Source organism: Candidatus Saccharibacteria bacterium, from assembly GCA_016789455.1.
In the GTDB taxonomy this organism is placed as follows: Bacteria; Patescibacteriota; Saccharimonadia; order Saccharimonadales; family Saccharimonadaceae; genus CAIJKY01.
In genome coordinates this window covers 814,879-835,621 of the sequence record JAEUQU010000002.1, presented here as the reverse complement: position 1 = coordinate 835,621, position 20,743 = coordinate 814,879, and the positions used below count along the sequence as shown (strand labels likewise).

Here is a 20,743-nt window from a genome sequence, read left to right as displayed (position 1 = left end):
GAAGGGGAAGGGGCGACATGGCGATTAAAAAAGGCTTGGGCCGCGGGTTCGATGCACTGATTCCGACCCAGTTGGTTGACGAGGCGTTTGACCCGACCGCCGCAGAAGATACGGCGGTGTCACGCCTTAAGGAAGTGCCGCACGCGGCCGTCGAGCCTGACCCGGAGCAGCCGCGCCGCCATTTTGACGAGGCCGCCCTGGCCGAGCTGGCCGCCTCTATCAAGACGCATGGCGTCATGCAGCCGCTTGTCGTCACGCAGCACGGCAGCGGACTGTACCGTCTTATTGCCGGTGAGCGGCGCTGGCGGGCGTCGGCTTTGGCCGGCTTGGCCACCGTGCCGGTCATCGTCCGGACGGTCACTGCCCAGCAGCGTCTGGAGCTGGCCCTGATCGAGAACCTGCAGCGCGAAAATCTCAACCCCCTGGAAGAAGCCACCGCCTACCTGAAGCTGCACCAGCAGTTCAATATGAAATACGATGAAATCGGTCTGCGCGTTGGCAAGGCCCTCAGTACCGTCAGCAACATCCTGCGGCTGCTCAACCTGCCCGAGCCGGCCAAAGATGCGCTGGTACGGGGAGCTATCAGCGAGGGCCATGCCCGCCAGATTCTTGCCCTGGAAGACCCCAAGCTGCAACAGCAGCTGCTGGAACTGATAACGACGCACGGCTGGTCGGTCCGCAAGGCCGAGCAGTTCGTCGTCGCTATCCGTGAAGGTGCCAAGAGCCAGGCCGGTGCCGTCAAGAAGACCCAGTCCGAGACCAGGCAGACCAAGCAGCTGTCGCGGCGCCTGGGCGCTCCGGTGCAGGTCAAGGCCATGGCCAAAGGCGGCCAGCTGATTATCCGCTACGCCTCGGACGACGAGCTGGAGCGGATTTACGGGCAGTTGCTCTAGCTGCCGTTCCGTTCATATGAAAAACCGCGCTGTATCGGCGCGGTTTTTTCGTGTGCGGGCTTGTGCCGACGGTGTCGCTAGAAGGTCTTGAACTGCGTGATCGGGAAGATACGGGCGGCCACCGGCCCCTGTATGAACTCGATCGGTACGGTGCCCAGGCCGTTGCGGGAGTCGAAGGAGTACTCGCCGACACGGTTGTCGCCGGCCACAAAGACCTCACCGGCCGGTACGCGCAGGTCCGCCGTACCCGAAGACGGGGATTTGGGGCCGGTGTACAGCTTGTCGGGCTGAAAACCGTCGGGGTTCTCCTTGTTGTAGACGGTCAGGACGCCTTTCTTCAGGACGACGTGCTCGCCTGGCAGGGCCATGACGCGCTTGACCAGGTATTCTTCGCTCTGCTGGACATGGAACAGGGGATTGCTGAAGACGACCACCTGGCCGCGCTCCGGCATGTACTGTTTGCCACTCATCTTGGCCGAGGAGACGGCGAACTTGTTGACCAGAAGGCGATCGCCGGTATGCAGCGTATCCTGCATGCTTGGCCCCTGGACCGAGTAGGTCTGGAAGACGAAGGTGTTCAGAAGGAAGGCGCCCAGCACGACCGACAGGATGAAGATGGCGACACCTATCAGGTCACGCAGGACGGTATGACTGCTTGATTTTTCAACCGGCACGATGATCCGGTCATTGTCGTTTGGTTGCATTCCTACTATTGTATCGCGCCTTGGGCCGAAATGCCATTGCCGTGGAATAGTGCAGGCCGGCTAAAAGAACGTCTTGCCGGAAAGCGGGAAGATGCGCGCCATCAGCCGCCCGTCCAGCGTATCGAGCTTGACCGGCCCGAAGATGCGCGAATCAAGCGAACCACCAGCCTGGCGGTTGTCGCCGACCACAAAGACTTCGCCCTTTGGAATGGTCAGGTCGATAAGGCTTGGCGTGAAGGTGGGGTCCAGTTCGAGGCCGAGCTGCTTGTCGACGTCGAACCCTTCGGGATGCTCCTTGTTGTAGACCATGATTTTGCCGTCACTGATGGCCAGCCGCTCCCCAGGCAGGCCGACGACCCGTTTGATAAGCTGTTCGTACTCGCCGTTCTGGTCGCGGATACGGCTGTCGACGATGACGATGTCGCCGCGTTGCGGCTGGTATGGCTTGCCGGTGATGTGGGCGGCCGAAGCCGAAGCCTTGTCGACGATCAACCGGTCGTTATTGTGCAGCGTCGGTGCCATGCTGGTGCCTTCCACATAGTATGACTGCAGCAGGAAGGTGTTGATGAACAGGGCAATTCCCACGACGCAGCCGATCAGGCCCAGGTTTGCCAGGGCACTGCGCAGCCGTGAGGACCCGCCGCGCAGCCGCGGCGCACTGCCGCCCCGGCCGATACGCAGCGGATCCGGGGCGTCATCCAGGGGCAGCGGCCGTATCGAGGCAGCATCAGACCGCGCCGCCGAGGGGCGGGGAGTGGCCGCGGGCGGGGCGGGCCGGCGACCGGGAAGCTGGGGGCGCAATCTGATGTTCATATGCTACCCTTAGTATAGCTTGTCCGGGCATTTTTCGGGTGTTTTTTATAGACCAATCATTAAAAACTGCATCATGGTGTGAATAATTTTATAGCGCATTTTTTCTTTACGCTCGAGCTTAAAAACGCTATAGTGGTGTCGTAACCCGTCCAGAACCTGCACTGCATGGACGCAGTGCCGACCGACTGATATGATACCGGGCGACACACGACAAGCGTATGTGGCACAAGCGTCGCCTGCGTCCTACTAATCGTTGATAAGGAGTAGCTGTAGTGAGTAATAATAGCAGTTCTGTTGACGGCTTTTTCATCCCACGGCGCGAACGCCGCGAGATCACCGCCAGCAAACCGCAGGCCCGCCCTAAGCCCAGTGCCGCACCGGCGCCACGCCCGACTATGAACCAGACGGCCAAGGCCGAAGGCGAGAGTATCCAGAACTTCTTTGGCGGCAGCGCCGACCATGCACTTCCTTCGCCCGATCTGCCGGACATCAAGCCGCGCCGCCGTGGCAGCGCCAAGAACGGTGCTGGCGGCAATAGTGGCAAGAACAGCAGTGAAGGCAAGGGCCGATTCCATTTTGGCAAGCCGTCGCGCAAGGCCGTCAAGCGCGGCATCATCATCCTGGTCATCCTGTTGCTGCTGGTTGGCGGCTATTTCGTGTATCGCTTCTTCATGACGACCGGCAAGGTCTTCCAGGGGAATGTCCTTAGCGCCATCCTGTCGCAGGGCAAGCCGCTCAAGACCGACACTATGGGCCGCTCCAATATCCTGCTGTTCGGCACCTCCGAGGACGACCCGGAGCATGAGGGCGCCGAACTTTCGGACTCTATCATGGTAGCCAGCATCGACCAGAAGAAAAACAATGTCTTTTTGATAAGCATTCCGCGCGACCTGTATGTCAAATATGGCAAAGCTTGCATATCCGGCTACGAAGGCCGTATCAACGAAGTGTATATGTGCGGCAAGGGCGACCGCCAGGACGGCGACGAGCAAGCCGGCCAGTCCGCCTTCCGCAAGACCGTCTCCGAGGTTACCGGCCTGGACGTCCAGTACAGCGCCCACGTCAATTACACGGCCCTGCGCCAGGCGGTTGACGCCGTCGGTGGCATCACTGTCACAATTGAAAGTGATGACCCCCGCGGTATCCTGGACCGCAACTTTGACTGGCGCTGCAACTACACCTGTTACTTTGTGAAGTACGAGAACGGCCCGGTTAACCTCGATGGCGAACACGCCCTGGCCCTGGCCCGTGCCCGTGGTGCCGCCGGCGGCTACGGCCTGCCCAATGCCAACTTCGACCGCGAGAAGAACCAGCGCAAGATCATCGTCGCCCTCAAGGACAAGGCCACCAGCGCCGGTACGCTGGCCAACCCGGTCGCCGTCGACAAGCTGCTCTCGGCCCTCGGGGACAACGTCCGGACCAACATCGACGCCGAAGAGATCAAGACCGTGCTGCGCGTCGCCAAGGATACCAAGACCAAAGATATCGTCAGCATTCCGCTGAACGACCCGGAGGAGCCGCTCGTGACCACCGGTGACGTCGGCGGCCAGAGCATCGTCCGTCCGATGGCCGGCCTGTACGACTACGACCAGATAGCCGCCCACGTCAAGGCCGTCGTCTCCGGAGACGCCGCCATGCTTGAGAAAGCCAAGGTGGATGTATTGAACGCTTCCGGCGAGGCCGGTGCTGCCGGCAAGCAGGCAGAGAAGGTGACCGATGCCGGTATCGTCGTGGAAGTCGTCGGCAACGCTCCGTCAGAGCTGAACACCGCGCCGCTGCGCATCTATGACCTGTCCGAAGGCCAGAAGCCGGCCACCCTGAAGAAGCTTGAAATGCTCTTTGGCAGCAAAGCCGTCCAGACGGCGCCGGCGGGCGTGACCAGCAACTCTGATTTTGTTATAATCGTCGGAAGCAATGGAACTCCTCAAGACCAGTAGGCGGGCGAACGACTTTGGCGACGTGCTGCACATCGCGGCACAGGTCGCCTTTGTCGGCCTCATCGGTGCGCTCGTGCTTATTTTCCAGCTGCCGGCGGTCGCATTCCTGCTGGCCATCGTCAGCAAGTGGCGTATCTTTGCCGTCCGTCCGCGCTACTGGCGGGCTAATCTGACGACGAATCTCGTCGACCTGCTATTCCTGGTCGGCGTGACTGCCCTGATCATCAAGCCCTGGGTCATCCCTATCAGCGCTACCAACCACGAGCTGCAGACCTCATCGCAGGCCGCCAGTCTGCTCTGGCTGGCAGTGCTTGCCGTCTGGCAGATCTGGCTGAAACCGCGCACCACCCAGACCATGGTGCTACTGCAGGCTGGCGTCGCCCAGTTCGTGGCTATCGTCGCGCTATGCACCTATGCCGGCATGACGCCCGAGCTGAACACCATCAACCAGCTGGTGTTCATGATGCTGGTTGCCGGCACCTGGCTTATCGCATATGCTTCGGCCCGGCACGCCATCAGCAGCTACGAGGCCGAACCGAAAATCAGTTTCCTGGCGCAACTCTGGGGCTTTCTGATGGCGTCACTGGCGTGGCTGTACGGCCATTGGATGCATGTCTATATCATTACGCCTGATCTGCAGATTCCCCAGTTCGCCCTGATAGTCCTGCTGTTGTCATTCTGCGCCATCCGCGCCTATGGTTTCCAGCGTCACCTGAATAACGATAAGGCTATAGCCCGCGTCAAGACGCGCCAGAGCCTGCGCGATCTCTATGTCGCAGCTATCTTCACCGGCATCTTCCTGTTCGTGGTCATCGCCTCGACCCGTTGGAGCGTCGCGCTGTAGGCAGCTCCTGTCTCCCGCGGCGGCACGTGTAGTAAGATTGTAATAAGTGCGGACACCAGCGTGTTCAGCCATTATTAAGTCAAAAGGGGGTTAATAAAGGTATATGGAAGACAGAATACCCACTCAACAGGACCAGCAGGCGACCACACCGCCCGCTGACGCGCCACTACCCGCGCAGGCACCGGTCCGTAACGCGCCGCCTGCCGATAACCGCCCGCCGGCCTCTCAGCCGCACCGTCTGCCCACCGGGGCGCTGATTGCCGGCTGCTTCCTGGTCAGTATGCTGGGCAGCGGCCTGGTCATCGCTGGCAGCCGTGCGCTCGACGAGGATGCCGCGCCGCCTTCCGTCAGTGAGACCAAACAGGTAGTCAGCAGTGAAGGCGAGCTGGTGGCGGACATCGCCAAGAAGGTCGGCGCCAGCACCGTATCCATCACCACCCAGAGCCTCTCGGCACAGGATTACTTCGGCCAGGCATCAGTGCAGGAAGGGGCTGGTACCGGCATCATCCTGACGAAGGACGGCTATATCATGACCAACCGCCACGTCATCCCCGAAGGCACCCAGAACGTCTCGGTGACGATGTCGGATGGCACGCAGTTCGATAACGTCACCGTCGTCGGCCGCGACCGTCTCAACGATATCGCCTTTTTAAAGATTAATGATCCCGGCCGTGACCTGCCGGTGGCCACCATCGGTGATTCCTCCAAAGTACAGGTCGGCCAGAAGGTCGTCGCCGTCGGCAACGCCCTGGGCCAGTTCCAGAACACGGTCACTACCGGTGTCATCTCGGGCTTGGGCCGTCCGGTCACTGCCGGCGATGAGAGCGGCGGCGGCACCGAGTTGCTCAGCAACCTCTTCCAGACCGACGCCGCCATCAACCCCGGCAACTCCGGCGGCCCGCTGGTCAACATGGCCGGCGAGGTCATCGGCATGAACACGGCGGTCGCTTCCGACGCCCAGGGTATCGGCTTTGCCATCCCGGTCAATGATGCCAAAGGACTTATCAAGAGCGTCTCCGAGCAGGGCAGGCTCATACGGCCCTTCCTGGGTGTCCGCACCATCCCGCTGACACCGGTCACCGCCAAGCAGCTGAACCTCTCTGTCTCCAGTGGAGCATACGTCACTACGGAGAACGGCGTCGTCGGCGGCAGCCCGGCCGAGCAGGCTGGCATCCGCGGCGGCGATGTCATTACCAAGATAGACGGCCAGGCCATCGATGCCAACAACCCGGTCAGCAGCCTGGTGGCCCGCCATGGTGTCGGCGATGAGATTGCCATTACCGTGCTGCGCGACGGCAAAGAGGAAACGCTCAAGGCCACGCTGGCCGAAGCCGAGCAGTAGACGATACCGGAACAAATAAGCTTTAGGGCCGCGCCAGATGCACCACGCACCCCTGGCGCTGCCGCAAGACAAGGCCCGATTCCAGGGCCTTTTCCGTTATGCGGTCAAGCTGGCGCGGATCAGCCTCAAGCAGCAGCTGGCCGCCAGGACGCAGCAGGGCGGGTGTCATGGCCAGCAGCTCGTTGATGAGCGCCAGGCCGTCATCATCGGCGTACAGGGCTTCTGGTGGCTCGTGGGCCAGCTCTGGCGAGTTCTGCCACGCCGGGTTTACGTATGGCAGGTTGGCGGCCACGACATCATGCTGCATGCCCTGGTGCTGCCGAAAATCCTCAAGATAAAAATCAACATCGGCACCAAGCGCCCGTGCATTGTCACGCGCCATCGCCAAGGCGGCCTCGGAAACGTCGATGGCGCGGATGATGGGCGCGGGTATCAGTCCCTTCATTGCCAGTCCCACGCTGATGGCGACACAGCCGGATCCGGTGCCGATATCAAGCATGGCCGCGCCCGGTGTCATGGCGTCGACGGCCATCGCTACCAGTACCTCCGTCTCGGGACGCGGTACCAATGTCGCCGGTGATACGGCAAAACGATGACCATAAAACTCCTTGTAGCCGGTCAGATAGGCAAGGGGAACGCGTTCCAGCCGTCGCTCAAGCAATGCCTGCAACTGCACCAAGACCGGCTGCGAAAGCGGTTCATCATCATGACTGATTAGATACGGCCGATCAACCTGCAGCACATAGGTCAGTAACAACTCACTATCTAACCGGGCCGATCGGATGCCGGCCGCCTGTAGCTGTGCCGCGGCCTGTCGCAACCAGGTCTTAAGCGTTACTGGCGCCGCTGGCCTGGAGTTCGCGTTCATACGCCTGAAGCTGTTCGATGATATCGTCGATGTCGCCGCCCAGGGCCGCTGGAATATTACTGCGTGAGTAGCCGATGCGGTGGTCAGTGATGCGGTCCTGGGGGAAGTTGTACGTGCGGATCTTTTCGCTGCGGTCGCCCGAGCCGATCAGGCTGCGCCGCGCCTCGGTCTGCTTGGCCTGTTCCTCGGCGATGCGCATCTGCAAAAGCCGGCTGCGCAGCACGCCCATGGCCTTGTCCTTGTTCTTCAGCTGCGATTTTTCGTCCTGGCAGGTGACGACCATGCCGGTGGGCAGGTGAGTGATGCGCACGGCGGAATCCGTGGTATTGACGCTCTGGCCGCCGTGGCCGCTGGCCCGGTAGACATCGATGCGCAGGTCATTCGGGTTGATGGTCACGTCTACCTCCTCGGCCTCGGGCAGCACTGCTACCGAGACGGTGCTGGTGTGGATGCGTCCCTGGCTCTCCGTGGCTGGCACGCGCTGTACGCGGTGGACGCCGCTTTCGAACTTCAGACGGGAGTAGGGTGATTCGCCGCGGATACCGACGATGACTTCCTTGTAACCCCCGACCTCGTTGGGACTTTCAGAAATAAGCTCGGTCTTAAGGCCGCTGCGCTCGCAGTACCGCAGGTACATCCGCAGCAGTTCGCTGGCAAACAGGCTGGCCTCATCGCCGCCGGCGCCGGCCCGGATCTCGACGATGACGTTCTTGCCGTCGTTGGGATCCTTGGGCGCCAGCATTTCAAACAGTTGGGCGTCAAGCTGCCCAAGCTTCTCCTCGATCTCACCGATCTCCAGCTTGGCCAGCTCCGCCAGCTCATCATTGCCGCCGGCCAGCTCGCGGGCGGCGGTCAGGTCGGCGTGCAGCCGCTGCTGGTCCTCGGCCAGGGCGACGATATCAGTCAGCTCGCTCAGCCGCCGGGTCTTGGCGGTAAACTCGCTGTTGGCGTAGGCATCCGGCAACGACAAAAAGGCCTGAAGCTCGTTTTGCTCAGCTTTGAGTGCTGCAACATCAACGTGTATCAGGCCCATTTATACGTTTCCCTCGGAGTAGGCGTCGTCCGCCTGCAGTTACGCGGCTTTCGCAGCTTTGTCGTTCTTCTTGACGGTGCGTTCTGCAGTCTTCTTGGCCTTGTTGGCCAGAGCCTGGCGGCGCTCTTCGGCGGCCTTGACGCGGGCGGCGAACTTGTCGACGCGGCCTTCAATGTCCAGAACCTTCTGTTCACCGGTGTAGAAAGGGTGGGAGGCGCTGGAAATGTGCACCTTGATCAGCGGGTATTCCTGGCCGTCTTCCCATTTTACGGTGTCCTTGGTGGGTGCCGTCGAGCGGGTCAGGAAAGAAAATTTCGCGCTTTCATCCTGGAACACGACAGGGCGGTAGTTGGTGGGGTGTAAGTCTTTCTTCATAATTGACGATATTGTATCTGTTTTTCTCTATATTGTCAAAGGGTGACGGCAAGCGTTGCAACACGAGTTGACTTAAAGATGTATATATGATATAAATAAACCTATTGTCTCACGCAGGTGGGACACGTTTGACTGGCCAAGCGCCACGGCTATCAGTCTACCCAACAGAGGTGGCTGTCGCGCTTGCCCAGTCTATACAAAAGGAAGAGAGGACTCCCGCTGGCAAGTCGGGACACGTCATATGTTGACGACACTCATGGCCGCTTCATCCGAGGCGCCCGGCAACATCCTCCTCAACGTCCCCTTGTGGGAGTGGGGGATGCTGTTCGGCATCGTGCTGACCTGCATCATGGCCGACATGCTGGCGCACCGCATCAACCGGCTCAAGAACCTGTCGCCGGGCGTCATGGTGGGGGTCTTCGTGGCCATCGGTGCGGCCTACGGGCTGTTCATCCTGATGCGCCACGGCGGTGAAGCCGCGTCGCTGTACTACGCGGCGTGGGTGATCGAGTACAGCCTCAGCATCGACAACGTGTTCATCTGGATCGTGATCCTGGACACGTTCAAGGTGCCCGGGCAGTACCGGCACAAGCTGTTGTTCCTGGGCGTCTTCGGCGCCCTGGTCTTCCGCTTCATCTTCATCGGGCTGGGCGCCATCCTGCTCGGCAAGTTCGCGGCCTACGTGATCCCGATCATGGTGATCGTGGTGGCCTACTCGGCCTACGTCGTCTGGAAGGACGACACCGAGCCCGAGATCGAGAACTCGCTGGTCTACCGGATCTGCGCCCGCATCATGCCGATCGCCCCCGGGCGGAACCACGGCGGCCGCCTGACCGTCCGGCTCGTGAAGCCCGGCCACACCAAGCCGAGTTTCATGTTCACGTACCTGGCGCTGGCCGTCGCGGTCATCGAGGGCGTGGACATCGGCTTCGCGTTCGACAGCGTCCCCGCGGCGCTGGGCATCACCAGCAACGCCTACCTGGTCTTCAGCAGCAACGCCATGGCGATCCTGGGCCTCCGCGCCCTGTTCTTCGTCATCGCGCTGCTCAAGGCCAAGATGTCCTGGCTCAACGAGGCGCTGGCTGTCATCCTGGCCTTCGTCGCCTTCAAGCTGGCGCTGACCTGGGAGGTGACCTTCGGCGGCTTCTCGGTCTTCGGCTTCGAGGTGCCGGTGCTGTTCACCAAGGGATCGCACCACCTGCCGATCTGGCTCAGCCTGGGCTTCATCGGCCTGTGCCTGACGGTGGGCGTCGTGGCCAGTATCAAGCGGCCCAAGCAGGAGAAGCACGCCGGCCCGGTGGCCGAGCGGCCGGTCGAGCCGACCAGGCACCGCTCTTCCTGATCCCTGTGGCTGTGCCCGCAGGGTCCTGGCATCAGCTGGGATCCTGCGGGCCGGCCCGCCATCCAACCCCCGACCTGCGGAGATGCCCCTGGCCCCGCTGGCCGGGGGTATTTTCGTTGTAATTGTCTGGTATGAAAATGGAAGAGGGGCGACCCCTTCCGTCCGGATGTGGTCCGGGGAAGGGGTCGCCCCTGTGGGCTGTCCGCATGGCCTGCGGACGAGGCTGGCTCAGCGCCGGCGTGCCGCCCGCTCGATCTGGCGGACCAGCACGTCGACCTCGCGGCCGAAGTGCTCGCGCACCGGCTCGTGCTCGTCGCCCCCGAAGTGGGTGGCGTAGACGGCGTCCACCTTGTCGCTGGCGCCCATATGGCGGTCGTCCAGCATCTGCGGCAGCTTGTCGTCGCCGTCCTGGTCGCCGGTGGCGAACACCAGCTTGATGAAGACCTGCCGTGGCGACAGGGCCAGTTCATCGATCAGGGCGATGAACTGCTCGGCGTCAGTGATCTGGAAGTCGCTGATGATGGTGACGATCCCCGGCTGGTCCGCCGGCAGCTCGTCGAGCGCCATCTGCAGGGCGGGGGCCAGGGCCACCCGGCCGTAGGTCCGCCGCTCGAGCAACGTGGCCACCGTCGGCGGCTGGGCGAGGTTGATGGGCCCGTGCTCCATGGGCTGGTCCCGGGCGACGATCAGCGGCACCATCTGGTCGGTGTCGTAGACCCGAAGGGCCACGACGGTCTCGCCGAAGACCCGCTGCAGCAGGCCGCTGCGCAGCTCACGGGCGTAGCTCTCGCCGCCGTGCAGGATGATTGCCGCGTTGAAGATACGCTGGGTGGACACTGGAAAAACTCCCTGAACTCGTGCCTGATAGCAGGCGCCTACGCAGCCAGCATGGATGCCGGCTGCATCGTCACGGTTGGTGACTCGCGGTATATTACTATAATAATATGTTTTTGTCAATTGTTGAAAAGTGGCGCTACCCCCCCTGAAATTAGAAGAGGGGTGACCCCTTCCACGGCCGGAGCCGGAAAGGAGCCACCCCTGTTGGGATGGTGGTCACCAGCGCGCGGCTGCGCACGGTGACCGGGGGTCACGCGCTGATCTTGGTGACCTTGGCGGCCCACTCGTCGAGCTCGCGCCCGACGACGCCGCGGACGTCCTCGAGGCGCGCGCCGGTGTCGTCGGTGGCGTGCACGGTGTCGCACACGTCGTTCTCGCCCTCGCCGAGGTCGTCCAGCTTCTGGGCGAAGTCCGCGCCGCCCTCGGCGTCGCTGACGCGCACGTTGAGCAGGAAGCGGTTGCCCTGCTGACCGAGCCGCAGCACCAGGTCGCAGACCTCGTCCTCGTCCGCGACCTGGAAGTCGCTGACGACGGCGATGGCGCCGGGCTCACCGGCGGGGAGCGCCAGGGACGCGGCCTCGATGGCCGGCGCCAGGCGGGTCACCCCGCTGATGCCGTCGAGCAGGATGTCGGTCTCCAGCTCGCGCAGGTTGATGTCGCCGGCCGGGATGACCCGGCTGCCCGCGAGCACCACCGGCGCGATGCCGTCGGTGTCGCGGTCCGCCAGGGCCAGGCCCGTCTCGGCGACGATCTCCTGCAGGAGGCCGCTCTTGCGCTCGCCCTGCAGCGTGTCGCCGCCGTCGATGACGATGGCGACGTTGATCTTGCTCTTGCCCATGGAATACCTTCCGTCGGTCCGAAGCCGTAGCCCCGGAGCGTTGATGCCACCCCACACGTTCGCGGATGACTTTAAGACATTACTACATACTGGATTTTATGTCAACAATTATTTTTAGTATTTAAAATATAGTTACTATAAGCTGATAAGAGTGATAAGAACGGCTGGAATTTGAAGGGGGTGACCCCTCCACCAGCCGAAGCCGGGAAGGGGCCACCCCGTAGGTGGCTCCGGGCCCTGGGAGTCCCTGAGGAATCCGAGTCCGGAGGTGGCGCGCGAAGCGCCTCGGTTGTGTTGTTGCCGCGTCAGGCGGCCAGGTACAGCCCGTTCTGCGGGTTACGCACGAACTGCGTCCAGGGGCCGAAGTCCTTGGCGGCCGCGGCCGCGAAGGCGTCGGGCTGCAGGTCCTGGAAGCTCGGGAACGACGCCATGTTGGAGTTGTCGGCGTAGCGGCCCGGCTGGTTGTCCAGGGTGCGCAGGTAGTCCGCGCCGCCCGGCTGGTTGCTGACGTAGACGTACGACCAGAACTTCGTGGTCCAGGACGACACGAACTGCGTGCGCTCCGCCTTCGGCTTGTCGTGCGGCAGCCCGTCGGTGAAGATGAGGGTCTTCACCGGCTTGCCCGGAATGGGCTCGAGGCCGGGCTGCTGCGGTGCGGCAGCCGCCGGGGTGCTCCATCGCCCCATCCTCCAGCGACTCTGGCGCGGAGCGGGGGCGCTGGACAGTGCCGGCGTGGCGACGCGGTAGTTGAGCACGTCTGCCATGCGCGGGCACTTGGCCTCCTCGGCCGCCATCCGAACCGCCAGCTCCATGCCGGCGCCCAGGTGGGTGTAGCTCTCTAGGTGTCGCTTGTTCCGCCGCAGCCAGTTCTTGTAGTTGAGGAGGTCGACGTGCGGGGCACGGTAGACACCCTCTCCGAAGAAGAACACACCGGCCCGGTGGTCGGGGTCGAGCACCGAAGCGTAGGCCAGGCCCAGCTGCAGCGCCTTGTCCACCGAACCGTCGTCGAACTCGTCCTGCATCGACAGGCTGATGTCGATACCGATGATGGTCTCGACCTTGCCTTCACCGTCGTAGCCGGCCTTCTCGAGCTCGTCGGCGGAAATCTCCACCAGGTCGACGAACTGCTTGTCGCCGTCGGTCTTCTCCAGGATGTCGTCGAGGTCGACGGTCACACCGCTCATCGCGGTTCCTCCGTATGGATCGGGCCACCCTTTGGAGGCGGCATCGGTTGGTTCCGTCACACAACGTGACAGGCAGAGTATACGGGTGCTCAAGATTATTGTCAAGCAACAAAGTTGTAATAAAAGAAAAAATGTTTCAAAGTATTGACTTTTGAGCCGCGACTGCTATACTCCAGGATGTTCCAGGAGACTGGACGCGTCAGAAGTACGTCTACGGCAGCAATGCCACGAGTACGGAAAGAAGGTGCCCATCATGGGCGACGTGGAGATCGACGAGAGCACCCTCCTCAAGGACGACGTGCTCAGCATCGACCTCGACGACCTCGAGAAGGACGTCGACACCTGGCAGGTCGGCCACGGCTGGAACCCCCTGGGTGTCGCCACGGACTTCGCGGAGACCGTCGGCGCCGCCGGCGACGACGAGGGTGAGGACGTCGACTCGGACCTCTACCTGATCTCGATCGGCGCCAACGGTCCGCGCGAGATGGTCAAGTTCAACCCCAAGGACCGCCACGCCCGCGTCGACAGCGCCTCCGGTGCGCTGTCGTACCTGGGTGACGACCGTTCGGGTCGCGGCAGCCGCAAGGGTGACGACGAGAAGGGCCTGATCGTCACCGACCTGGTTCTCAGCACCGGTGCGACGCGGGTGGCGGTCCTCGCCAACCTGCACACGCCGGGGCTGACCTACGACCAGATCGGCGGCGCCTACGTCCGCATCTACCCCAAGGGTCGTGAACACGACAAGATGGCGGCGAGCGTCATCCAGCTCACCACCGAGGCCCGGGGCGTCCGCTGCGTCATCTTCGGGTTCCTCGAGTACGTCGACGACCCCAAGAAGCCGGGCCAGAAGAAGTGGATCTTCCGCCGGGAGCCGCAGTCGGCCCCGGACATCAAGACCGCGCTCGAGCTGCTCGGGGTGAAGATCCGGCGGCCCGCCAGCTGATGGTGGAGCCTGGCGCCTGAGGGTGCCTCCTGCAAGAAGGGGTGCCGGCGGTCAATCCGCCGGCACCCCGAGTACTATTCCACGAAAGACAGCCGCAGGGCTGTATTTTTTATGTAAGAAATAATCAGAAAGACGGCCTATTGTATCGGCCGGAACTCAGGCAGGCTGCCGTCTTCGTCATCGCCAGCTTCGCTAGTGGACGCCACGGCATCAGGGCTCTTAGGGTCGAGTCCGGTGAAAACGGGGAGTGCAGGGGTGGCTTCGGGTGCAAGTCCGGTGAAGACAGGCAAAGCAGTGTCGGTTTCAGGAGCGATTCCGGTGAAGGTGGGCAGGGAGCCGCCGGCGTCTCTGTTTGCCGCCGCTTCACTCTCAAACATCGGCTGGAGCGGGGGAAGTGTTCCGACGGTCTCTGTTGCAGCCTCTGCCGAACTGTCTGTCATGCCGGTATAAAGGGCGCCCGGTTTAAATTCCGGCAAGCTGGCGGCACTGTCAGGTGCCGGCTCGTCTGTGAAGCGCACCGATACGAACTCCGGAAGTGAGCGGGCCGGTGTAATCTCCACGGCGAGGCCAGGTGCCGCGGACGGGTCATACTCACTGTCGGCATGGCCACCCAATAGGGCTGGGTCAAAGCTTGGCAGTAGCGGGATGACGGGGGCGGGGGCGGAGGCCGCACGTGCGGCCCGCTCTACCTCGGCAGGTTCCGGCACGCGGTATAAGTTTGTAGTATCAAGCTCCGCCAGCCGGCCTGGTGCCGGTTTCTTCTTGCGCGGCAGGCGCATGTTCGGGTCGCCAGTGCGCGGCACCAGCTTGTTGACGCCCAGTTCGACGGCGGCTTCAAGCAGCTCCGTCAGTTGGGCATAAATAGTCCGGCCTGGTTCGACATTAGGGTCGCTGGTGGCCGCCCATTCATCGGTCAGCCGGTCAAAGGCCAGCTCCAGCTCATGAATAGTCCGCTCGACATCATCTTTATAAGGATTATAAAAGTCCGCGCGGTATGGCGCATCAACGACGGCGTTGATGCCGGGGTGTTGTACGTAAATGATTTCCCGGGCCGCCGCGATAGTGGCGTTGACCAGGTCGGGGGAGATACGCTGCCGGGCGCTGGGCTGCGGCCAGCCGACGGCCACGTCCACCTGCGGATCCGTCAAGGTAAAATCGGCATCCGCATTGACGGTTTCCCGGTACTGCAGCCAGGTAAGGGCCTGTTCGTAATTGCGGGCTGCCATCTGCTGGATGTCGGTCGCAATCCGCCCGTCTTTCCGCTCGTTCCCCGCCTGTACCAGCATGGCATTGCCGATGACCTGCCGGCTGGCGGCCATCCAGGTGGCGGCGCAGTACATCTGGTGCCGGTCGCTGGCGTCCCAGATGTGTTCACGGTCCTGGCTGATCTCGACGACGACGGCCTGCATGTCATGCAGCATGGCGTAGGGGTTCCATGTGTTGCCGTAACGGTAATCCTCAAGCGACGCATCCATTGGGGCGCGTTCAATACCGTCGGGGTCTGGTCGTTCTCCGTAGCCGAATCTTGTCATCTCAGTTTTCCTAAACAGCTACTCTACAACCAAATGTACAAAAAAGCAATATTATTATTGATTCATGTCAGTGCACAATCCTGGCCCCCTCCCAGAAACGAATAGAGGAGGGGGCCAGGACCGGCACGTCGCGCTACGTGGGGTTCTGCACCGTGAAGCCGTAGGCCTCCAGGGCCGCCTGCAGGTCGGTGAAGTGCATCTGCTGCGGACGGCGCTCGAACCGTTCACCGCCGATGACTTCACCGAGGACGATGACGCCCTGACGGATGTCGATGGAGTCGGAGAAGCCCTCCATCACCATGGTGATCTGTCCGCCGGTGGCGTTGGACGCGATGAGCAGGATGAGGCGGGTGGCGTCGCAGCGGTCGAGGTCGATGGTCATGCCCGAGGTGATGGAGATCACCTGGCGGCCGCTCCGTACCGCTTCGCCCTCGGCAACGACGTAGTCGTCACCCTCGTGGTAGAACAGCCAGGCGGGGTCGCTGTCCTGCGGACGGCCTGCCGTCATGCCAGTGTCGCCACCGGGCAGGACGAAGGCGCAGAGCAGGTCGACGTCGTGGATGGCCCGCGCCGGGTCCGCGCGGGGGTCGCCGAACTCCGGGTTGGTACCGGTCTCGCGGATGGTCAGGATGCGGGGCTTACTCATAGGTGCTCCTTGGACAGGTACCGTGTGGTACGCGATGTGCCGGCCAGTTCGTCAGTGAACTGGCATGAGTCAATAAAGGTAATGGTTGGGAAAGGGCCACACAGTGTATCATATAATTATATCACAAATACCTTAAAAAAGCAATAGTGGCGGTCAGCACTCCTCGAGAGAGGAATGCTGACCGCCGCGGATGGGCCGCTCAGGCCCGGATGAGGCTGTCCAGCGTGCCGGCCGGCACGCGCACCTCGGCGACGTCCACCAGCTTGGGCATGAGTTCGCCCGGGCCGCCTCGGGACACCGTGTCCCGCCACATGCTCGAGCGGGTGATGTCCGGCGGAGCCACGACAGCTCCCGACTGCCACAGCCAGAAGTTGCCGGGCTGGACGCGATGCGGGCCGTCGTACCCCGAGTAGGCGGGCAGGCTCTGGTGCAGGCGGAAGGTGACGCTGGGCTGCTCGCCCGGCGCGGTGTGGATCACCCGCACCTGCGTGGTGTAGTCCAGGGTGATCAGGTGGGCCCGGCCGCGCTCGGTGTACTCGATGGTCAGCGCCCAGTTCTGCCCGTCGCCGTAGTCGTTTCCGGCGTGCGGGTCGAGGTGGATGGGCCGGGCGCTCGGCCCGGCTTCACCAGTGGATGCGGACGGGTACGACTGGCCATCGACGATGCCGAAGACGGCTGCGTAGTCCCGCGCACCGTACTGGACGGTGTCACCGCTGGGCCCCAGCAGGTACACCAGGCCGCACGACAACAGGTACGCCAGCACCAGCGCCGCGCCGGCGGTGGGCCAGGGGCGCCGGCGCCAGAAGCGCTGACGGGGCACGGGCTGCTCCATGTGGGGGTGCATCGCGGATGCTCTCTTTCGCTCATGCCCGAAATAGCGGGCGGGGGGAAGGAACGGTAATAATATAAAATGAAGTAAAAGTATTGTCAATATCCGTATAGATACGCTATTCTAAATTGCGTCCGGCAGTGCCACTGCCATCATCCAACGCCGGGCACCATTGCCCGGCCGTCCTAGTAAGGAGTGACATGACGCGCTCATCGCGCCTGCGCCGTGCCTTCGGTGTGCCAATGCCGATCTGGCTGCTCGGCCTGCTGTCCGGCGGCATGATTGCCGCCTGCAACGATGTCGACGGCCTGCCGCCCAACGGCCTGGCCAACAACTACGTCATCCTGGCCGTACTGCAGCTCATCGTTGCGGTGCTGCTGGTGGCTGCGGTGGCTGGTGAAGTCCGCCACCGGCGCGTCAACAAAGCGGATGAACTCGCCTTAACGCGCGAGGAGGGCATCGGCCATCTCGGCGTCGAGGTGCCGCACGTGGTGCGGACGTCGGTGTTGGCACTCATCCTGCTCAGCGCCTCGGCCTGCATCCTGGGGCTGCGCATCGTGCAGGGTACCCAGTGGCTGCCGGCGCTGCTCACTGTCCTGATGGGCGGGGTGGCCAGTGCGGCCACGCTGTACATCATCGCTTGGATCGCCTCGCGCCCGCGCGAGCAGCAGAAGGGAATCTAAGACCGATGATCGACGACCTGTTCGATCTGGTGGCCGGCATTTTTGGCGGTTCGGGCGGCTCGGACACCAGTCCAAGCCGTGCTGACGACAGCAACCGCCGCGAGCGGAGCTGGAGCAGCGACAACGACGGCAGCGAGAGCGCCTCGGGCTCCCGCGACAGCGGCACGGACACCACCGGCCGTCACGACGAGTCCGGCCATCCGGAGTACGACAGTTCCAATACCGCTGCCGACGACCTCTGCCTGGTCGATGACGACGAGGACGAGGACGACGACGACACCGTCAAGCTCATCATCCAGGTCCGCCTGCCGTTCGGCCGGTCCGCCCGGGTGAAGCAGCTCGTCCAGGCTGCGCGCGGCCAGTCCGACCAGACGCGCCACTACCGTATGTGGTGGCCCGGCTACGGCGTGCGGCACCGGGTGGTCTGCCACTGTACGGCCAGCCAGCGGCGGGCCATCAGCCGTTTGGCCCGTCGCCTGCTGGCCAACTACACGCCACGGCTGCGGCCGGACCTTCTTTCATAGCCCCAGCGGCGCGGAAAATCTCAGCATGAGTACCGCCGGCTGGGGTTTTTCGTTTCCATCAGTTATTCATCCATGTCAGGTCAAAGTCAGCGCCACGGTGGCGCGGGGGAGTGGGTCATCGCCCCGGCCGGCCTGTGTGGCGGCCGGGGCGATGCCGGTATCACTCCGGGTGGAGGTCGTGCTCGGTGTCCGAGGTGACCAGTGTCAGCGGGGTAGGAGCCAGCAGGCCCCGCTCGCGCAGTTCTGCGACCAGACCGGGCAGCTGTTCACTGAACCGGGCGACCAGCTCGGGGTCGGGCTGGGACGGGTCGGCGTGGGCCTGTAGCCCGGGCCGCTCCCAGCCCCAGTCCTGCATGGCTTCTGCCAGCTGTGTCCGGACGGGACTGTTCAGGTAGCCCACGTGCAGCCAGCAGCTCCGACTGAGGTTGGCCAGTGCATATAGCACGGGCCGGTAGCCGTCGTGGAGCTGGATCCGCTGGCGCTCTATGTCGCGACCGTTGAGCACGGTCTCCATGTCGAGCCAGAGGTGTGACTGCGTGGTCTGGACGAGTACCAGCAGGGCGCCGACCTGTCCGGGGTTGAGCGTCAGCGTCAGCTGCAGACCGTCGTTGTCCAGCACCGCCCAATCGGGCAGTGCGGTGGACGGGTGGCTCATTGCGATGTGTGTCCGGCAGCGGGGCTGAACGTGGGCGGGCCGGTCGCGGTTGAGCTCGTCGTAGCCCCGGTGGGCGATGATGAAGACCGGCCGCTCTTCCGACGCCAGGGATCCCGTCAGGCTGAGCGTGGTGCGGGGCACCTGTGGCCGGATGCGCTCCGGTCCGTCGAGCTGCAGCACGGTGGACTGCTTGTCAGGGCCGAACGTGAATAGCATAGTTACTCCTCGAGTGTGCGAGTGGGCAGGGGGTGATACCAACCAGTTCGTCGTTGAACTGGCATGGATGAATAAGTTATGCATCCGTGTCAGATCAGGGGCGGATCCACCCCGGCCGGCCTGGTGGCGCGGCCGGGGTGAAGCCGGTGTCACTGTGGCTCAGAGCTGGCGGGGATGGAGCATGCCGCTCCAGTCGCCGCCGGTGCCGGGAGCAGGCCGCGCCTGCCACGACTCCGACTCTGGCATCTCCCAGCCCGCGTCGGCCATGGCCATGCCCAGGCCGGGCCGGCGCGGCGCGTTGAGCGTCGCCACGTGGAGTGCCTGGTCGGGGAGCGCGGCAGCCACCAGTACGGCACGGGTGCCGTCCAGGAGCTGCAGCTCGTAGGGCTGCGCCACCTCCTGGCTGCCGGTGGTGAGCCGGACCTCCAGCAGGCCGCTGTTGCCCGCGTAGACCAGCGCCATCACCAGCAGGCCGGTGACGTCCCCGGACCCCGGGCTCAGGCGCAGCTGGCGGCCGTCGTCCGAGAAGTCGAGCCAGCCGGGGCGGTGGCCGGCCTGGTGGCCCATGACCATTTCCGGGCCGCCCCGCCGCTTCGGTTCACCGTCGGTGCGGGGCGCCTTGTAGGCGACGATCAGCTGGGGCAGGGTGGTGCCGTCGGTGCTCAGCAGGGTGAAGCTGAGCTGCGATGACACCGGCGTACCGTCAGGATCCTGCAACGGCAGGGTGGTGCTGTTGGCAATGTAGCGGGACATGCGGGCCCTCCTCGGGGTCGGGTGTAGCAGTGTAGTGATACCGGCCAGCTCGTCAGTGAGCTGGCACGGATGCATAAAGGTGTCAAAGAACAATACTGTGCCGACTGCAGCTTGTTGTCTCATGTCAGGTCACGGTCTTTGTCAGAACGCAGGGGCGGGGTGCTGCACCCCGGCACCATCATGATGCCGGGGTGCAGCTGCCATCGCCGGACCTCAGGGCCGCACGGGCAGCCAGTCTTCTGCTTCCTCTTCTTGCTCGTCCCCATCGGGGTCGGGGGAGTAGAGGTCCCAGCCGCAGGCCAGCAGGGCTGCCGCCAGGGTGTCGTGCGCGCGGTCGAAGACCGGGCAGACACTCAGCGTCCGCCCGTCTTCATCGGGGCTGAGCACGGACAGTATGGCCGCGTAGCCGGGCTGGATGGGGACGAACAGCTGCCGGGGCTGCTCGTCGCCGGGGTGCTGCAGGATCTCGGCGGACAACAGGTTGTCGCAGATGTCCCCGTCCAGGACGACCAGCAGGTGGTCGAGGACGTTGCCCTGCAGGCGCAGCTCCAGCGTCCGGCCGTCGGCCGAGTACCCGAGCCAGTCGACGGCGACCGGACTGGTGCGTCCGGTGCTCATGAACGCCACCCGCTGCTGGCCCTTGTCGAACCGCACCATGGTCAGGCGCGGTCCGGGCAGTCCCGGCGCGGCGAACGGCCGTCCGTTCTGGGGCAGTGTGAAGCGCAGCAGGCACTCGGCCGGCCTGCCATCGAGAGCGGTGATGGTCAGCCGTCCGGTGTCGCCGGTCGGTGCCCAGGCCTGTTCGGTGGTCACGGGCGGCGTGGGGTGGGAATCGGGGCGGTGCATGGCAACTCCTCGGGGGTAGTGGGTCACGGTGATGGTGCCAGTTCGTCGTTGAACTGACATGAGATAACAAGCTGACAAGGTGCGGCCTCTACACAGTCGAGAGTGT

22 protein-coding genes are annotated in these 20,743 nt (G+C 63.4%); 8 read left to right on the top strand and 14 right to left on the bottom strand.

Annotation, left to right across the window (positions count from 1 at the left end; genetic code table 11):
• Positions 1-17: 17 nt before the first annotated feature.
• Positions 18-893 carry a ParB/RepB/Spo0J family partition protein gene (locus JNJ66_05485; GenBank protein ID MBL8159888.1) on the top strand — a complete coding sequence of 292 codons (876 nt, stop codon included), beginning with the start codon at positions 18-20 and terminating at the stop codon, positions 891-893.
• Between the two features lie 77 nt (positions 894-970).
• On the opposite strand, the gene lepB (JNJ66_05480) is transcribed toward JNJ66_05485, so the two are convergent.
• Positions 971-1,597 carry a signal peptidase I gene (gene lepB, locus JNJ66_05480; protein MBL8159887.1) on the bottom strand — a complete coding sequence of 209 codons (627 nt, stop codon included), beginning with the start codon at positions 1,595-1,597 and terminating at the stop codon, positions 971-973.
• A 60-nt stretch (positions 1,598-1,657) separates the two neighbouring features.
• Complete coding sequence (gene lepB / locus JNJ66_05475; GenBank protein MBL8159886.1) at positions 1,658-2,410, bottom strand: signal peptidase I; 753 nt, start codon at positions 2,408-2,410, stop codon at positions 1,658-1,660.
• A gap of 272 nt (positions 2,411-2,682) precedes the next feature.
• Between lepB (JNJ66_05475) and JNJ66_05470 the strand changes: the two genes are divergently transcribed.
• From JNJ66_05470 to JNJ66_05460, 3 genes are all read left to right on the top strand, one after another.
• Positions 2,683-4,347: an LCP family protein gene (locus JNJ66_05470; GenBank protein ID MBL8159885.1), complete on the top strand. Its 1,665-nt coding sequence runs from the start codon at positions 2,683-2,685 to the stop codon at positions 4,345-4,347.
• Positions 4,325-5,191: a hypothetical protein gene (locus JNJ66_05465; protein MBL8159884.1), complete on the top strand. Its 867-nt coding sequence runs from the start codon at positions 4,325-4,327 to the stop codon at positions 5,189-5,191. The genes JNJ66_05470 and JNJ66_05465 overlap by 23 nt, the downstream gene beginning before the upstream one ends.
• A 103-nt stretch (positions 5,192-5,294) precedes the next feature.
• Positions 5,295-6,533 carry a trypsin-like peptidase domain-containing protein gene (locus tag JNJ66_05460; protein ID MBL8159883.1) on the top strand — a complete coding sequence of 413 codons (1,239 nt, stop codon included), beginning with the start codon at positions 5,295-5,297 and terminating at the stop codon, positions 6,531-6,533.
• 22 nt (positions 6,534-6,555) lie between these two features.
• Here JNJ66_05460 and JNJ66_05455 read toward each other — a convergent pair whose 3' ends face one another.
• From JNJ66_05455 to JNJ66_05445, 3 genes are read right to left on the bottom strand one after another with little or no spacing between them, the layout of a single operon-like run.
• Complete coding sequence (locus JNJ66_05455) at positions 6,556-7,401, bottom strand: peptide chain release factor N(5)-glutamine methyltransferase (protein ID MBL8159882.1); 846 nt, start codon at positions 7,399-7,401, stop codon at positions 6,556-6,558.
• Positions 7,361-8,434 carry a peptide chain release factor 1 gene (prfA, locus tag JNJ66_05450; protein ID MBL8159881.1) on the bottom strand — a complete coding sequence of 358 codons (1,074 nt, stop codon included), beginning with the start codon at positions 8,432-8,434 and terminating at the stop codon, positions 7,361-7,363. The genes JNJ66_05455 and prfA overlap by 41 nt, the downstream gene beginning before the upstream one ends.
• A gap of 39 nt (positions 8,435-8,473) precedes the next feature.
• Complete coding sequence (locus JNJ66_05445; GenBank protein ID MBL8159880.1) at positions 8,474-8,809, bottom strand: type B 50S ribosomal protein L31; 336 nt, start codon at positions 8,807-8,809, stop codon at positions 8,474-8,476.
• 256 nt (positions 8,810-9,065) lie between these two features.
• Here JNJ66_05445 and JNJ66_05440 point away from each other — a divergent pair, with 256 nt between their 5' ends.
• Positions 9,066-10,151 carry a hypothetical protein gene (locus JNJ66_05440; protein MBL8159879.1) on the top strand — a complete coding sequence of 362 codons (1,086 nt, stop codon included), beginning with the start codon at positions 9,066-9,068 and terminating at the stop codon, positions 10,149-10,151.
• Positions 10,152-10,379: 228 nt separating this feature from the next.
• Here the strand turns inward: JNJ66_05440 and JNJ66_05435 are convergent, their stop codons facing one another.
• The 3 genes from JNJ66_05435 to JNJ66_05425 form a co-directional block, all read right to left on the bottom strand.
• On the bottom strand, positions 10,380-11,108 hold the full coding sequence (locus tag JNJ66_05435) for a hypothetical protein (GenBank protein ID MBL8159878.1): 729 nt from the start codon (positions 11,106-11,108) through the stop codon (positions 10,380-10,382).
• Positions 11,109-11,238: 130 nt separating this feature from the next.
• Entirely contained in the window at positions 11,239-11,826 is a 588-nt protein-coding gene (locus JNJ66_05430; GenBank protein ID MBL8159877.1) for a hypothetical protein, read from the bottom strand.
• Positions 11,827-12,131: 305 nt separating this feature from the next.
• A complete protein-coding gene (locus tag JNJ66_05425; GenBank protein MBL8159876.1) occupies positions 12,132-13,103 on the bottom strand; it encodes a VWA domain-containing protein in 972 nt (323 codons plus the stop codon).
• 160 nt (positions 13,104-13,263) lie between these two features.
• Here JNJ66_05425 and JNJ66_05420 point away from each other — a divergent pair, with 160 nt between their 5' ends.
• Positions 13,264-13,953 (top strand): hypothetical protein, encoded by a 690-nt coding sequence (locus JNJ66_05420; protein MBL8159875.1) that lies wholly within the window; start codon positions 13,264-13,266, stop codon positions 13,951-13,953.
• Positions 13,954-14,090: 137 nt separating this feature from the next.
• Here the strand turns inward: JNJ66_05420 and JNJ66_05415 are convergent, their stop codons facing one another.
• From JNJ66_05415 to JNJ66_05405, 3 genes are all read right to left on the bottom strand, one after another.
• A complete protein-coding gene (locus tag JNJ66_05415) occupies positions 14,091-15,485 on the bottom strand; it encodes a hypothetical protein (protein MBL8159874.1) in 1,395 nt (464 codons plus the stop codon).
• A 133-nt stretch (positions 15,486-15,618) separates the two neighbouring features.
• Entirely contained in the window at positions 15,619-16,131 is a 513-nt protein-coding gene (locus JNJ66_05410; protein ID MBL8159873.1) for a hypothetical protein, read from the bottom strand.
• A gap of 199 nt (positions 16,132-16,330) precedes the next feature.
• Positions 16,331-16,951 carry a hypothetical protein gene (locus JNJ66_05405; GenBank protein MBL8159872.1) on the bottom strand — a complete coding sequence of 207 codons (621 nt, stop codon included), beginning with the start codon at positions 16,949-16,951 and terminating at the stop codon, positions 16,331-16,333.
• A 209-nt stretch (positions 16,952-17,160) separates the two neighbouring features.
• Here JNJ66_05405 and JNJ66_05400 point away from each other — a divergent pair, with 209 nt between their 5' ends.
• Together JNJ66_05400 and JNJ66_05395 are read left to right on the top strand one after the other, a co-directional pair.
• On the top strand, positions 17,161-17,643 hold the full coding sequence (locus JNJ66_05400; protein ID MBL8159871.1) for a hypothetical protein: 483 nt from the start codon (positions 17,161-17,163) through the stop codon (positions 17,641-17,643).
• A gap of 5 nt (positions 17,644-17,648) precedes the next feature.
• The gene (locus JNJ66_05395) at positions 17,649-18,167 is read left to right on the top strand and encodes a hypothetical protein (protein ID MBL8159870.1); all 519 of its coding nucleotides are present in this window, start codon (positions 17,649-17,651) and stop codon (positions 18,165-18,167) included.
• Between the two features lie 160 nt (positions 18,168-18,327).
• Here JNJ66_05395 and JNJ66_05390 read toward each other — a convergent pair whose 3' ends face one another.
• The 3 genes from JNJ66_05390 to JNJ66_05380 form a co-directional block, all read right to left on the bottom strand.
• The gene (locus JNJ66_05390) at positions 18,328-19,038 is read right to left on the bottom strand and encodes a hypothetical protein (protein MBL8159869.1); all 711 of its coding nucleotides are present in this window, start codon (positions 19,036-19,038) and stop codon (positions 18,328-18,330) included.
• A 159-nt stretch (positions 19,039-19,197) separates the two neighbouring features.
• The gene (locus JNJ66_05385) at positions 19,198-19,791 is read right to left on the bottom strand and encodes a hypothetical protein (GenBank protein ID MBL8159868.1); all 594 of its coding nucleotides are present in this window, start codon (positions 19,789-19,791) and stop codon (positions 19,198-19,200) included.
• A gap of 213 nt (positions 19,792-20,004) precedes the next feature.
• Positions 20,005-20,637, bottom strand: a complete 633-nt coding sequence (locus JNJ66_05380; protein MBL8159867.1) for a hypothetical protein — start codon at positions 20,635-20,637, stop codon at positions 20,005-20,007.
• Between the last annotated feature and the right edge of the window lie 106 nt (positions 20,638-20,743).